The sequence below is a fragment of the Pseudomonas sp. P4795 genome (assembly GCF_048822895.1).
GTDB lineage: Bacteria > Pseudomonadota > Gammaproteobacteria > Pseudomonadales > Pseudomonadaceae > Aquipseudomonas.
In genome coordinates this window covers 544,745-558,156 of sequence record NZ_JBMFBT010000004.1, presented here as the reverse complement: position 1 = coordinate 558,156, position 13,412 = coordinate 544,745, and the positions used below count along the sequence as shown (strand labels likewise).

The window sequence follows — 13,412 nt, the reverse complement described above, 5'->3', positions numbered from 1 at the left end:
CCTGCTAGCGATTGGCAGCCCACCCACAGGACTCGAGGCCATCAAATATTCTGGCGATCACCTTTCGGATCGAAGAACACCGAAGACACGATTTCCGCCTCGATCACGCTGCCGTCCGCCAGCGGTGCAAACACCCGCTCGCCCAAACGCTTCAGACCACCCTTGACCACGCCCATGGCAAACGAATAACCGAGGGAGTTGTGCGCATAACTGGAGGTCACGTGGCCGACCATGGTCATCGGGATCGCCTGCTTGGTGTTGAACACCAACTGCGCACCTTCCGGCAGCCACTTGGTCGGATCGATCGGCTTCAGGCCCACCAGCTGTTTGCGCTGATCTCGCACACAGTCTTCGCGATTCATGCCGCGCTGGCCGATCCACGAGAACGGTTTGGTGCGACCAACGCACCAGCCCATGTTCAGGTCGTCCGGGGTCATCGAGCCGTCGGTATCCTGACCAACGATGATGAAACCCTTCTCGGCCCGCAGCACGTGCATGGTCTCGGTGCCGTACGGCGTCAGGTTGTACTGCTTGCCGGCCTCGACGATTTTTTCCAGCACGCCCATGGCGTAGTCGGCCTGTACGTTGACTTCGTACGACAGCTCTCCGGTAAACGAGATGCGGAACACCCGCGCCGGCACACCGCCGACCTGACCTTCTTTCCAGGTCATGAACGGGAACGCTTCGTTGCTCAGATCAATGTCGGTGACGGCGCTGAGCAGCTTGCGGCTGTTCGGCCCGGACAAGGTCATGGTCGCCCAGTGGTCGGTGACGGAGGTGAAGTACACCTTCATGTCCGGCCATTCGGTCTGGTGGTACAGCTCCAGCCATTGCAGGACGCGCGCGGCGCCGCCAGTGGTGGTGGTCATCACGAAGTGATTGTCGGCCAGACACGCCGTCACACCGTCGTCGAAGACCATACCGTCTTCTTTGCACATCAAACCGTAGCGCGCCTTGCCCACATCGAGCTTGGTCCAGGCGTTGGTGTAGACGCGGTTGAGAAACTCGCGCGCATCCGGGCCTTGAATATCGATCTTGCCCAGGGTCGAAGCGTCGAGCAGGCCAACGCTGTCGCGCACGGCCTGGCATTCGCGTTTGACGGCGGCATGCAGATCTTCACCGTTTTTCGGGAAGTACCACGGACGTTTCCACTGGCCAACGTCTTCGAACTCGGCGCCATTTTTCAGGTGCCATTGATGCAGCGCGGTGTAACGCACCGGCTCGAAAATGTGCCCGCAATGCCGGCCAGCGATCGCGCCGAAAGTCACCGGCGTGTAGTTGGGACGGAACATGGTGGTGCCCATCTGCGGGATGGTCACGTTCAATGAACGCGCGGCGATGGCCAGACCGTTGACGTTGCCGAGCTTGCCCTGATCGGTGCCGAAGCCCAGCGCGGTGTAGCGTTTGACGTGCTCGACCGACTCGAAACCTTCTCGGGTCGCCAGTTCGATGCCAGCGGCAGTGACGTCGTTTTGCAGATCGACGAATTGCTTCGGTCCGCGTGTCGTGCCTTTTTCGTGCGGCACCTGAAACAGCGCCAGCGTCGGTTCTTCATGACGGCTCAGCGCTTTGGGCAAGGTGCCTTCCACGACGCTGAAGCCGGCTTCGCTGGCCGCACGCGCGCCGCCTTCAAAACCATCGGCCAGCGAATCGCCGAGACCGTAGACGCCGTTGATGCCACCGACGCACACGCGTTTCTGCGGTGCTTCGCCCGGTACAAAACCGAGGATGTCTTCGCGCCAGGTCGGCTTGCCACCAAGGTGCGAAGCCAAGTGAACTATCGGGCTGTAACCGCCAGAGCTGGCAACCAGATCGCAGTCGAGCCATTCACCCGGGCTGGTGACTTTGTGCGCTTTGACATCAATTGCAGCCACACGGGCAGCGGTCACACGCTTGGTGCCACGGGCCTCGATAACGGCGCTGCCGGTGAGGATGCGAATGCCTTTGGCGCGTGCTTCTTCCACCAGCGCGCCGCGCGGATTGCTGCGGGCATCGGCAATCGCCACCACTTGCAGACTGGCATCGAGCCAATCCAGCGCCACGCGATAGGCGTGATCGTTGTTGGTGCTCAAGACAAGCTTTTTGCCCGGTGCCACGCCGTAGCGGCGAACGTAAGTCGAGACTGCACCTGCGAGCATGTTGCCCGGCACGTCGTTGTTGCCGTAGACCAGCGGACGCTCGCAAGCACCGGTCGCGAGAACCACGCGCTTGGCGCGAACCCGGTGGATGCGCTGCCGCACCTGGCCGATTGGCGCACGGTCGCCGAGGTGATCGGTAAGGCGCTCGTGAATGGTCAGGAAGTTGTGGTCGTGGTAGCCGTTGACCGTGGCGCGCGGCAACAGCAGCACGTCCGGGGTGTCCTTCAATTCGGCGATGACGCTGGCGACCCATTCCACCGCAGGCTTGCCGTCGAGGCTTTCGCGTGAGTCGAGCAGGCTGCCGCCGAACTCTTCCTGCTCATCGGCGAGAATCACCCGGGCACCGCTGCGCGCAGCGGCCAGAGCAGCCGCCAGACCGGCCGGGCCACCGCCAACGATCAGCACGTCGCAGTGCTGGTTCATGTAGTCGTAAGTGTCCGGATCGTTCTCGGTCGGCGAACGGCCTAAACCTGCGGCCTTGCGGATGTACTTCTCGTAAGTCATCCAGAACGATTGCGGGTACATGAAGGTTTTGTAGTAGAAACCCGGCGGCATCAGCTTGCCGCCGACCTTGCCGAGAATGCCCATCATGTCGTTATTGACGCTCGGCCAGCCGTTGGTGCTGGTGGCGACCAAACCTTGATACAGCGCCTGTTGCGTGGCGCGCACGTTGGGAATCTGCGTGGCTTCGGTGGCGCCGATCTGCAGCACCGCGTTCGGCTCTTCGGCACCGGCTGCGAAGATCCCGCGTGGACGCGAATACTTGAAGCTGCGGCCAATAATGTCGACGCCGTTGGCCAACAATGCAGCGGCCAGCGAATCGCCTTCGAAGCCTTTGTAGGTCTGGCCGTTGAAGGTAAAGCTCAGCACTTTATCGCGGTCGATCCGTCCACCGTTGGACAGGCGATTGGTCTGGCTCATACCTTCTCTCCCAGCGCCGTCGTGGCTGTTTTCGCAGCGTCAGCCTTGTCGGTGAATTGCGGCTTGCTGCCGATCTTGTAGGTTTCGAGAATCTCGTAGGTCACGGTGTCGCGGGTGACGTTGAAGTACTGGCGGCAACCGGCGACGTGGTCCCACAACTCGTGGTGCAGACCGCGCGGGTTATCACGGAAGAACATGTAGTCGCCCCACTCCTCATCAGAGCAGGCGTTCGGATCCAGTGGACGCGGAATGTGCGCCTGGCCGGATGCATGGAATTCCTCTTCGGAGCGCAGTTCGCCGCAGTGAGGACAGAAGATATGCAACATGGGGTTTCTCCTCTTTATCAGGTCGACGGTTAGTGGGCGACGGCAGCAGCGCCGTGTTCGTCGATCAACGCACCGTTGTGGAAACGGTCGATGGAGAAAGGTGCGGCCAACGGGTGCATTTCACCCTTGGCCAGGCTTGCGGCAAATACGTTGCCCGAGCCGGGAGTAGCCTTGAAGCCGCCGGTGCCCCAACCGCAATTGAAGAACATGTTCGGTACCGGGGTCTTGGAGATGATCGGGCAGGCGTCCGGGGTGGTGTCGACGATGCCTCCCCACTGGCGGTTCATGCGCACCCGCGACAGCACCGGGAACATCTCGACGATTGCCTGAATCGTGTGTTCGATCACCGGGTACGAACCACGCTGGCCATAGCCATTGTAGCCGTCGATACCGGCGCCGATTACCAGGTCGCCCTTGTCCGACTGGCTGATGTAACCGTGCACGGCGTTGGACATGATCACGCTGTCGATAATCGGTTTGATCGGCTCGGACACCAGCGCTTGCAGCGGGTGGGATTCGATCGGCAGACGGAAACCGGCGAGTTTGGCCATGTGTCCGGAGTTACCCGCCGTCACTACGCCGACGCGCTTGGCGCCGATGAAGCCCTTGTTGGTTTCTACGCCGATGCACACACCGTTTTCCTTGCGGAAACCGATCACTTCGGTCTGCTGGATCAAATCCACGCCGAGCGCATCAGCGGCACGCGCGAAGCCCCAGGCCACGGCATCGTGACGAGCCACGCCGCCGCGCCGCTGCACGGTCGCACCGAGTACCGGGTAGCGAGTATTTTTCGAGCAATCGAGGTACGGAATTTCGTTGGCCACTTGCTCAGTGTTCAGCAGTTCGCCATCGACACCGTTGAGGCGGTTGGCGCTGACCCGACGCTCGGAATCACGAATGTCCTGCAAGGTGTGGCACAGGTTATAGACGCCACGCTGGGAGAACATCACGTTGTAGTTCAGGTCCTGCGACAGGCCTTCCCAGAGTTTCATCGCGTGTTCGTACAGATGCGCCGACTCATCCCACAGGTAGTTGGAACGCACGATGGTGGTGTTGCGCGCGGTGTTACCGCCGCCCAGCCAGCCCTTCTCGACCACCGCCACGTTGGTGATGCCGTGTTCTTTCGCCAGGTAGTAAGCCGTGGCGAGACCGTGCCCGCCGCCGCCGACGATGACCACGTCGTAGACCTTTTTCGGGGTCGGCGTGCGCCACATTTTCTGCCAGTTTTCGTGGTGGCTGAGCGAGTGTTTGAAGAGGCCGAAGCCTGAATAGCGTTGCATAGTCATGTACTCCAGAACGCTCAGCGATAAACCGGGAAGTCAGCGCACAGGGCCGAAACCTGCTGGGCAACATTCGCTTCGACGTCGGCATCACCGAGGTTGTCGAGGATGTCGCAGATCCAGCCGGCCAGCGTCACGCACTGGGTCACCTTGAACCCACGCGTGGTCACCGCCGGGGTGCCGATGCGCAGGCCGGAGGTCACGAACGGCGACTGCGGGTCGTTCGGTACGGCGTTCTTGTTCACGGTGATGTGCGCACGACCGAGGGCGGCATCGGCGTCTTTGCCGGTCAGTCCCTGACGGATCAGGCTGACCAGGAACAAATGGTTGTCGGTGCCGCCGGACACTACATCGTAGCCACGTTTGATAAACACGCTCGCCATCGCCTGAGCGTTGTCGATCACTTGCTGCTGATACGCCTTGAAGCCCGGCTCCAGCGCTTCCTTGAAGCACACGGCTTTACCGGCGATCACGTGCATCAGCGGGCCGCCCTGGGCGCCGGGGAACACTGCAGAATTAAGTTTCTTTTCAATCTCTTCGTTGGACTTGGCCAAGATCAAACCACCACGCGGGCCGCGCAGGGTTTTGTGCGTGGTGGTGGTCACCACGTCGGCGTACGGCAGTGGATTCGGATACAGACCAGCGGCGACCAGACCCGCAACGTGGGCCATGTCGACGAACAGCAACGCCCCGACCTTGTCAGCGATCTGACGGAAGCGCGGGAAGTCCAAAGTCTTCGAGTAAGCGGAGAAACCGGCAACGATCATTTTCGGCTGGCACTCGACGGCGAGGCGCTCGACTTCGTCGTAATCGATCAGACCGGTTTTGGTGTCGATGCCGTACTGCACGGCATTGTAGAGCTTGCCCGAGGACGACACTTTGGCGCCGTGGGTCAGGTGACCGCCGTGGGCCAGGCTCATGCCCAGAATGGTGTCGCCCGGCTGGATCAGCGCCAGGTAAACGGCGCTGTTGGCGGAAGAACCGGAATGCGGCTGGACGTTGGCGTAATCGGCGCCGAACAGTTGCTTGGCGCGTTCGATGGCCAGCGCTTCAACCTTGTCGACGTGCTCGCAGCCGCCGTAGTAGCGCTTGCCCGGATAGCCTTCGGCGTATTTGTTGGTGAGGCCGCTGCCTTGCGCTTGCATCACGCGTTTGCTGGTGTAGTTCTCCGACGCGATCAGCTCGATGTGATCTTCCTGACGTTGCTCCTCGGCATTCATCGCCGCCAGCAGTGCATCGTCGTAACCCTGGATCTGGTCTTGCTTGCTGAACATCGCGTCTCTCCCGGCGGCGGCGGTGCGCCATTCGTATCAGTGAGGCCCTTGCCTGGCGGCAGTGCCCTTTGATGCGATGGTATGACCGGCGCCGGGAGTTCAAATGCCTACGGACGCCACGCAAAGGTGCGTTTACGACATAGCGCGAAATGGCTGACCGCACACACTCCCCAAATCCACAGAGATCCCCTGTAGGAGCTGCCGCAGGCTCGGGCCGCGTTCGGACGATCTTTTGATCTGGATCTTAAAAAGCAAAATCAAAAGATCGCAGCCTGTGGCAGCTCCTACAGGGTTGAGCGCACGGCCAGGAGGATCAGGAAATGCGCGGGATACAGCGCGTACGCCCAGCGGCGCATGGCTGGCGGGTGCACGGATGTGGCATGTCGCAACAGGAACATTCCGAGCAGTGGCGCGAACAGGCATGCGCCGAGGCCGAGGATTGCGACGCTATTGCCGAACTGTGCCGATTCCAACAGCACCTGCCATTGATTTGCCGCCAGACAGATCGCACCCGGCAGCAGACTGAAATACCAGGGTTTGCGAATCACCAGCAACATCGCCAACGGCAGCAGCACTCCGAAGAAACCGAACATCAGTCGCTCCGGGAACAGCGCCGCCAACAGCAAAGCTCCGACCGCCAGCAAACGCGATGGCCATGCCCGATCCTGCCAGCCCCGTGCGACCATCAAGCCCAACGCCAGCGTCGGCATGACGTTCAACGTGTCGGGATCAGGAATGTACAACCGATACGGAATCTCGCTGAGCGCGCTGAACACCAGCAACCAGCCCAGATAACGCCACTCGGTCTTGCGCGCGCCGGCCCGGGCCAGATTTGCCGCCATTGCCAGACAAAACCACGGAAACGCCAGACGTCCCGGCACAAACAGCCAATCGGCGCTGATCCCGACATATCGCAGGTGATCGAGCAGCATGCTCAACAGCGCCAGCCACTTGAGCAGATCGAGCGCGCCGTCGCGTTGGCTCAGGTGCATAATCGCCTCGCGTCCCTGTAATGTTCTGTCAGCGACATCTCGTGTGCTCCCCGGATGATCTTCGGTAAAGTGCGCACCATCATTGACCAAACGAAGCGCCACAAGCGCCTCGATCACGGAAGCCGGCCATGACCGACAAGAGCCAACAATTCGCCAGCGACAACTATTCGGGTATCTGCCCGGAAGCCTGGGCCGCCATGGAACAGGCCAACCACGGCCACCAACGCGCTTATGGCGACGATGAATGGACCGCACGCGCCTCGGATGATTTCCGCAAACTGTTCGATACCGACTGCGAAGTGTTCTTCGCCTTCAACGGCACCGCCGCCAATTCGCTGGCCCTTTCGTCGCTGTGCCAGAGTTACCACAGCGTGATCTGCTCGGAAACCGCCCACGTCGAAACCGACGAATGCGGCGCGCCGGAATTCTTCTCCAACGGCTCGAAACTGCTGATCGCCGGCACTGAAAACGGCAAGATCACCCCGGCCTCGATCCGCGAAGTCGCGCTCAAACGCCAGGACATTCACTACCCGAAACCGCGCGTCGTGACCCTGACCCAGGCCACCGAGGTCGGCAGCGTTTATACCCCGGAAGAAATCCGCGCCATCAGCGCCACCTGCAAAGAGCTGGGCCTGAACCTGCACATGGACGGCGCACGCTTCTCCAACGCCTGCGCATTCCTCGGCTGTTCGCCTGCCGACCTGACGTGGAAGGCAGGCGTCGATGTGCTGTGCTTTGGCGGCACGAAAAACGGCATGGCGGTCGGTGAAGCCATTTTGTTCTTCAACCACAAACTGGCGGAAGACTTCGATTACCGCTGCAAACAGGCCGGGCAACTCGCCTCGAAGATGCGCTTCCTGTCGGCACCGTGGGTCGGCATCCTCGAAAACGACGCCTGGCTCAAATACGCGCGCCACGCCAACCACTGCGCGCAATTGCTGGCCGAACTGGTCAGCGACATTCCGGGCGTCGAACTGATGTTCCCGGTGCAGGCCAACGGCGTGTTCCTGCAACTCTCGGAACCGGCCATCGCCGCCCTGACCGCACGCGGCTGGCGTTTCTACACCTTCATCGGCAAGGGCGGCGCACGCTTCATGTGCTCGTGGGACACCGAAGAAGAACGCGTGCGCGAACTGGCGCGTGATATCCGCGAAGTAATGTCCGCTTAACGCCGATCCCCTGTGGCGAGGGGATTTATCCCCGTTCGGCGGCGAAGCCGTCGTAAAACCAGAGAACGCGGTATTTCCTGACAAAACCGCGGTCTCTGGATTTGGGGCCGCTTCGCAGCCCAACGGGGATAAATCCCCTCGTCACAAAATCCCCTCGCCACAAGTTCAAAGCCATTCCTGCCGCATCAGCCTCTTGGTCTACATTGTCTGTCGAGCCCTTCGCTCACAGAACAATAAGCAGGAGCATCGGCATGTCGCTAAAAGGCAAAACCCTGTTCATCACCGGCGCCAGCCGTGGCATCGGGCGTGAGATTGCGCTGCGCGCCGCCAAGGACGGGGCGAATATCGTGATTGCGGCCAAGAGCGCCGAGCCGCACCCCAAGTTGCCCGGCACCATCCACAGCGTGGCTGCGGAGGTCGAAGCCGCTGGCGGCAAGGCTCTGGCGCTGCAACTGGATGTGCGTGATGAAGCCGCGGTACGCCAGGCGCTAGCCCAGGCCAATGAGCATTTCGGCGCAATTGATGCGCTGGTGAACAATGCCGGGGCGATCAAGTTGACCGGCGTGCAACACATCGAACTCAAGCGCTTCGACCTGATGCACCAGATCAACACCCGTGCGGTGTTGCTGTGCAGTCAAGCCGCCCTGCCCTACCTGAAGAAATCCTCCGGGCACATTATCAACCTGTCGCCGCCGCTGAATCTGGCGAACAAATGGTTTGCGCAGTACAGCCCTTACACGGTAACCAAATACGGCATGAGCATGCTGACGCTGGGGATGAGTGAAGAGTTCGCCAATTACGGAATCAGCGTGAATTCGCTGTGGCCGCAGACCATGATTGCCACGGCGGCGATCGAGTTTCAGTTGGGGAGCAGAGAGTCGTTCAAGCATGCGCGCACGCCGCAGATCATGGCGGATGCGGCTTATGTGGTTTTGAATAGCGTCGGGCGGGGGATTACCGGGCGGTTGTTGATTGATGAAGAAATCCTGCGGGAAGACGGTGCGACCGAGTTCGATCATTACCGCTTTGAACGGGAAAGCGAGGCGGCACTAATGCCGGATCTGTTCATCGACTGAAAAAAGCCCCTCACCCTAGCCCTCTCCCAGAGGGAGAGGGAACTGACCGAGGTGTTTATTTGAGGTACCCCGACGTGAAATACCGAGTCGAACTCAGGATCTGAAAAGCATACAGATCGGCTCCCTCTCCCTCGGGAGAGGGCTGGGGTGAGGGGTGAGGGGTGAGCCTGGCGCAGGAGTTAGCCTCACCTCCGGTCAGAAATCGATCCGCACATCCCCTTTAGGCACACTGCAGCAAGAAAGAATGTACCCCTCAGCCTCATCATCCTCAGTAATCCCGCCGTTATGCTCCATTTCCACCTCCCCGCCCAACTTCAACACCTTGCACGTCCCGCAAATCCCCATCCCGCAAGCCTTCGGAATCAACAGCCCGACCTTGGCCGCCGCCGCATGCACGGTCTCGCCCGGTGCCACCCGAATGCTCTTGTCCGAAGATGTGAACTCCACAAGATGCAGATCCGCCGCCGGTACTTCCGGAGCGTCTGCCGCCTGTTCGGCCTGTTCCACCGCGTCGGCACGCGCCTCTGGCGGTGTCGCGCCGAAGGACTCCTCGTGATAACGCTTCATGTCGTAACCAGCGTTTTCCAGCAAGCGCTTGACCGCGGTCATGTAAGGCGTCGGCCCGCAGCAGAACACTTCACGCTCGAGGAAGTCCGGCACCATCAGTTCGAGCATCTTGTGATTCAGATAACCGCGATAGCCGGCCCACGGCTCGCCCAGACCGTGCTTCTCGCAGATCAGGTGCAGGCTGAAGTTGTCGATCCGCGACGCCATGTGTTCCAGCTCGCGGTGGTAAATGATGTCTTTCGGTGAGCGCGCGCTGTGGACAAAGGTCATGTCGACGTTGGCGTTGGTGTCGTAGAACCAGCGCGCCATCGACATGCACGGGGTGATGCCCACGCCGCCGCTCAGGTAGAGGACTTTCGGACTGGGGAAGTCCATCGCGTTGAACAGCCCGACCGGCCCGTGCACTGCCAGCTCCTGGCCTTCATGCAGCGTGTCGTGCAGCCAGTTGGACACCTTGCCGCCCGGCACCCGCTTGATGGTCACCGAAAAGCTGTACGGCACCGACGGCGAACTGGAAATCGTGTAAGAGCGCATGATCGGCTGGCCTTCGATTTCCAGCTCGAGGGTGACGAACTGCCCCGGTTTGAAGAAGAACAGAATCGGCTGATCGGCCATGAAACAGAAGGTGCGCACGTCCCAGGTTTCCTGGATGACTTTGACGCAACGGACGATGTGTCGGCCATTGGCCCAGGTCTGTGTGGTGACCGGATTCAGGAAGCTGTTGGACATGCTGTTCTCCACGGCCGACTGTCGGCCTTCATGTGGCGATTCTGCGTATAGCGCAGACGGCCCGTTTACCTATCCGCGACATTGACATACTTATCGCGACCAGCCCCCAGCCACCGGGGGTTGCGCGTCGGGAACAGATTGCATCATGTCGCCCATGGATAAGGTTCGCGCCCGCGCCGGCCCCACACTCGGCTCCAGACAAAACAGATTCTTTACACCTTGCGTTGCAGCTCTGATCAGCCACTTTCGCCGGCCACACAGAATGGCCTTGAGGATCACATCGATGGACACCGCAAAAATCAGCCTGGGCGATCCGCTGGAACCCGCACGCAAGGCCACCGCACAAATGCTGCAAGAGCGCGAACGCACCTTTTCGCTGCCGCAGCCGTTCTACAGTGACGAGCGCCTGTTCGATATCGACATGCAGGAGATCTTCCAGAAAGAATGGTTGATCGCCGGCATGACCTGCGAGATCCCGGCCAAGGGCAACTACCTGACGCTGCAGATCGGCAAGAACCCGATCATCGTGATTCGCGGCGCCGAGGGCGTGGTGCATGCGTTCCACAACGTCTGCCGCCACCGTGGCTCGCGCCTGTGCACCAGTGAGAAAGGCAAGGTCGCCAAACTGGTCTGCCATTACCACCAGTGGACGTATGAGCTGGACGGCCGCCTGCTGTTCGCCGGCACCGAAATGGGCGCCGACTTTGACATGAAGCAATACGGCCTGAAACCGGTGAACGTGAAGACGGCCGGCGGCTACATCTTCATCAGCCTGGCGGAGAATCCACCGGCCATCGATGACTTCCTGTCGACGCTGAACCACTACATGGAACCGTACGACATGGAGAACACCAAGGTGGCGATTACCACCACCTTGATGGAAAAAGCCAACTGGAAACTGGTGCTGGAAAACAATCGCGAGTGCTACCACTGCAACGCGTCGCACCCGGAATTGCTCAAGACCCTGCTCGAATGGGACGACGTCACCGACCCGCGCGCCGATCAGGCGTTCAAGGATCACGTCGCCGCTTCCGCTGCCTCTTGGGAAGCCGAGAAAATCCCTTATGCGCACGCCAGTTTCGGCCTGCGCAACCGCATCGTGCGCATGCCGCTGCTCAAAGGCACCGTGTCGATGACCCTCGACGGCAAACAGGGCTGCGCCAAACTGATGGGGCGGATCAAGAACCCGGACCTCGGTTCGATGCGCATCCTGCACCTGCCACACTCGTGGAACCATTGCATGGGCGACCACATCATCGTCTTCACCGTGTGGCCGATCAGCGCGCAGGAAACCATGGTCACCACCAAATGGATCGTGCACAAGGACGCGGTTGAAGGCGTGGATTACGACGTCGAACGCATGCGCCAGGTGTGGGACGCCACCAACGATCAGGACCGCCGTCTGGCCGAAGAAAACCAGCGCGGCATCAACTCCACCGCCTACCAGCCGGGGCCGTACTCGAAGACCTATGAGTTCGGCGTGGTGAATTTCGTCGATTGGTACAGCGAGCGGTTGCTGAGCAATCTGGGCGCCGAGCCTGCGCCTTACCTCAAAGGTGTTCCAGCCCAGGGCTAAAAGCAAAAGCATCGCGAGCAAGCTCGCTCCCACAGGGAAATGCATTCCAATGTGGGAGCGAGCTTGCTCGCGAAGAGGCCGCGCCAGTTTTCACATCATTGTGATGACCACCTCACCGAGCCATCCTCGCCAATAAACTCCTCAAAAATCTCCTCCCCCACCAACCTGATCTTCGCGTATCCATTCAACACTCGATCCGGATATGCCGGGTCCTTCGCACTCTGTGTCTCCGACCACAACACCCGCAAATGCCCGTCCAGTTCACTGGCGTTGCCGTAGGGAATCGCCCCGTGCCCGGCACAGCGTGCCTGCAACCCGCCCTGCTGCGCGTAAACAATGCCGTTATGCAGATGTCCCCAATACCAGTAATCCGGCTCACGCCCCAGCGCATCACACACTGGTTGATACAGCGCAGTCTTGTTGTGCCCGGAAATGTCGAAGCCCTGATGGTGGCTGAGCACCATGATTTTTTTGCGTTTCGGCAACCCCTTCATCCACTCGATCTGCGGCTCGTTGAGCGTGCCGTCCATGTACAGATTCAGGGCGTCTGAGGCATAGGCCGAATCCAGTCCGACCACCAGCCAGTCATCGTTGTACAGCGCAAAGTAACTGGTGCCCTGCTGCCCCGGAAAACGCTTGGCCAATTCCTTGAAATAACCGTGGGCGCCGCTGTACATCTCGTGGTTGGAATTGAGGGTGAACGAGCCATGGGTGCCCATCGGCCAACCGGCCATGTCGACGTCTTCCTGAGAATGACTGCCGGCGTAATACACATCCCCCAGATGCACGGTGAAATCGGCCTGGGCGAGTTGCATCTGATTGGCCACCGACACCGCTGGCGCGTGGCTGTCGAATGGGCCGGTGCCCCAATCTCCGGCGATGGCCAGCGTCACTTCGCGATCCATTTTCACCAGCGCCGGATCGGTGCCAAAGGTCGCGTGATGGCGCAGGTTTTCGATCCACTTCAGCAGCGCTTCACTCCACAGCAGATCAAGCAACTCCCACTTGCGACAGCCGAGCAGACTGCCGTCCTTGAGTACGCGGGTTTGCAACTCGGCGGTGGATTGCGGCAACGGCGTGGCATTGCCGATGCGCAGGATCGACAAGCCGTGGGCCAGCTCCCACGGCACGCTCGGCTCGTCGTCGGGCAACTCGCCATGTTTGAGCACGTAGTGAGCCTGATCGTGACCGCGCTGCAGCAGCCCGATGATCGCCTTGAACTCCTCCGGTTCGAGTTCGCTGATGAGCTTCATCCAGGCCATTTCCATGCGCGTGAACAAGCCGTGCAGACGCAATTTGACCTTGTCGTATTCGTGTTCCCAATGACTGACCAGTGACATGGCGCATTCCTCTATCCGTAAGGG

At 60.4% G+C, this 13,412-nt stretch carries 10 protein-coding genes; 3 read left to right on the top strand and 7 right to left on the bottom strand.

The features are described from left to right. Nucleotides 1–41: 41 nt before the first annotated feature. The 5 genes from ACOI8A_RS14630 to ACOI8A_RS14610 all read right to left on the bottom strand — a co-directional run bounded on the left by ACOI8A_RS14630 (nucleotide 42) and on the right by ACOI8A_RS14610 (nucleotide 6,931). Complete coding sequence (locus ACOI8A_RS14630; protein ID WP_420647268.1) at nucleotides 42–3,059, bottom strand: sarcosine oxidase subunit alpha; 3,018 nt, start codon at nucleotides 3,057–3,059, stop codon at nucleotides 42–44. Then, the gene (locus ACOI8A_RS14625) at nucleotides 3,056–3,385 is read right to left on the bottom strand and encodes a sarcosine oxidase subunit delta (protein WP_420647269.1); all 330 of its coding nucleotides are present in this window, start codon (nucleotides 3,383–3,385) and stop codon (nucleotides 3,056–3,058) included. The genes ACOI8A_RS14630 and ACOI8A_RS14625 overlap by 4 nt, the downstream gene beginning before the upstream one ends. Before the next feature lie 29 nt (nucleotides 3,386–3,414). Beyond that, nucleotides 3,415–4,665: a sarcosine oxidase subunit beta gene (locus tag ACOI8A_RS14620; protein WP_047303829.1), complete on the bottom strand. Its 1,251-nt coding sequence runs from the start codon at nucleotides 4,663–4,665 to the stop codon at nucleotides 3,415–3,417. 20 nt (nucleotides 4,666–4,685) lie between these two features. Beyond that, nucleotides 4,686–5,939, bottom strand: coding sequence for a serine hydroxymethyltransferase (gene glyA / locus ACOI8A_RS14615; protein ID WP_420647270.1), 1,254 nt, complete (start codon nucleotides 5,937–5,939; stop codon nucleotides 4,686–4,688). 284 nt (nucleotides 5,940–6,223) lie between these two features. Next, nucleotides 6,224–6,931, bottom strand: coding sequence for a TraX family protein (locus tag ACOI8A_RS14610; RefSeq protein WP_420647271.1), 708 nt, complete (start codon nucleotides 6,929–6,931; stop codon nucleotides 6,224–6,226). A 128-nt stretch (nucleotides 6,932–7,059) separates the two neighbouring features. Here ACOI8A_RS14610 and ACOI8A_RS14605 point away from each other — a divergent pair, with 128 nt between their 5' ends. Together ACOI8A_RS14605 and ACOI8A_RS14600 are read left to right on the top strand one after the other, a co-directional pair. Beyond that, nucleotides 7,060–8,100, top strand: a complete 1,041-nt coding sequence (locus ACOI8A_RS14605) for a low specificity L-threonine aldolase (protein ID WP_420647272.1) — start codon at nucleotides 7,060–7,062, stop codon at nucleotides 8,098–8,100. A 251-nt stretch (nucleotides 8,101–8,351) separates the two neighbouring features. Beyond that, nucleotides 8,352–9,176 (top strand): SDR family oxidoreductase, encoded by an 825-nt coding sequence (locus tag ACOI8A_RS14600; protein WP_420647273.1) that lies wholly within the window; start codon nucleotides 8,352–8,354, stop codon nucleotides 9,174–9,176. 195 nt (nucleotides 9,177–9,371) lie between these two features. On the opposite strand, the gene gbcB is transcribed toward ACOI8A_RS14600, so the two are convergent. Further along, on the bottom strand, nucleotides 9,372–10,472 hold the full coding sequence (gene gbcB / locus ACOI8A_RS14595; RefSeq protein ID WP_420647274.1) for a glycine-betaine demethylase subunit GbcB: 1,101 nt from the start codon (nucleotides 10,470–10,472) through the stop codon (nucleotides 9,372–9,374). A gap of 283 nt (nucleotides 10,473–10,755) precedes the next feature. On the opposite strand from gbcB, the gene gbcA reads away from it, so the two are divergent. Next, a complete protein-coding gene (gene gbcA / locus ACOI8A_RS14590) occupies nucleotides 10,756–12,048 on the top strand; it encodes a glycine-betaine demethylase subunit GbcA (protein ID WP_420647275.1) in 1,293 nt (430 codons plus the stop codon). A gap of 95 nt (nucleotides 12,049–12,143) precedes the next feature. On the opposite strand, the gene ACOI8A_RS14585 is transcribed toward gbcA, so the two are convergent. After that, the gene (locus tag ACOI8A_RS14585) at nucleotides 12,144–13,388 is read right to left on the bottom strand and encodes a metallophosphoesterase family protein (protein ID WP_420647276.1); all 1,245 of its coding nucleotides are present in this window, start codon (nucleotides 13,386–13,388) and stop codon (nucleotides 12,144–12,146) included. Nucleotides 13,389–13,412: the final 24 nt, after the last annotated feature.